1 protein-coding gene is annotated in these 447 nt (G+C 66.2%); it reads right to left on the bottom strand.

Annotation, left to right across the window (positions count from 1 at the left end):
• A partial coding sequence (locus ACYQ2W_RS26625) for a hypothetical protein (protein WP_459874153.1) occupies nt 1-186 on the bottom strand: 186 nt, incomplete at its 3' end.
• Between the last annotated feature and the right edge of the window lie 261 nt (nt 187-447).

Consider the following 447-nt stretch of genomic DNA (forward strand, 5'->3'; position numbering starts at 1 on the left):
GCGGGTCCGGCCGATGAAGTGGCCTTCGTCGACCACCACCAGCAGGTCGTAGTCGGAGAAGTAGCGGTTGGCCAGGTCCTCGACCCAGTCGCCGCGGGCCTGGGAGCCTGTCGGGCTATGGATGAATCGGCCGCGAAAGCGGGATGACGGCCCCGGTTTTCCGAAAATCCTCGTCAAATAGCTCACTATTCTCCTCCCATTTTCGAAAAACCGGCACCGCCCTCCCGCTCCCGCGACTCGATCCCCCATAGCCCGACAGGCTCCTGGCTGCCGAAGAGCACCAGGCGGTCGAGGGGCACGCGCTGGCAGATGCACTCGGTAATCCGGCGCAGTTGGTGGCGCTTGGCCTCGGGGAGAGGCAGTCGAGGGAGGTCTTGAGGTGCAGGTGGGTGGGATCGGGGTCTGGGCGGGGCATCGGGGCCTCCGGTCCTGGTGGAGTGCCGGTTG

It is taken from the genome of Endothiovibrio diazotrophicus (genome assembly GCF_054657215.1).